This window comes from Mycobacterium ostraviense (assembly GCF_002705925.1).
GTDB lineage: Bacteria > Actinomycetota > Actinomycetes > Mycobacteriales > Mycobacteriaceae > Mycobacterium > Mycobacterium ostraviense.
On record NZ_NKRE01000079.1, the window covers coordinates 1 to 288 of the forward strand.

General features: G+C 67.7%; 1 protein-coding gene. It reads right to left on the reverse strand.

The annotated features are described in order from the left end of the window. A partial coding sequence (locus CDN38_RS33680) for a 3-hydroxyacyl-CoA dehydrogenase NAD-binding domain-containing protein (RefSeq protein ID WP_244307496.1) occupies positions 1-288 on the reverse strand: 288 nt, incomplete at both ends.

Sequence of the window (288 nt, forward strand, 5' to 3'; positions counted from 1 at the left end):
GTACAGCGCACGCTTGGCTTCCGGGTTCTCGATGATCGCTTCGATCACCAGGTCGGCCTCGGCCACGCCGTTGCCTTCCAGATCGGCACGCAGGCGCGCGGCCACGGCGGGGCGCTTGCTCTCGTCACGCACCTTTTTGGCGAACAGTGCCTGCGCGCGTTCCATGGCCGGGTCGATGAAGCGCTGCTCACGATCCTGCAGAGTCACTTCGAAGCCCTTGTAGGCGGCCCACGCGGCGATGTCGCCGCCCATCACGCCGGCGCCCACCACGTGCACATGGCGGATGCC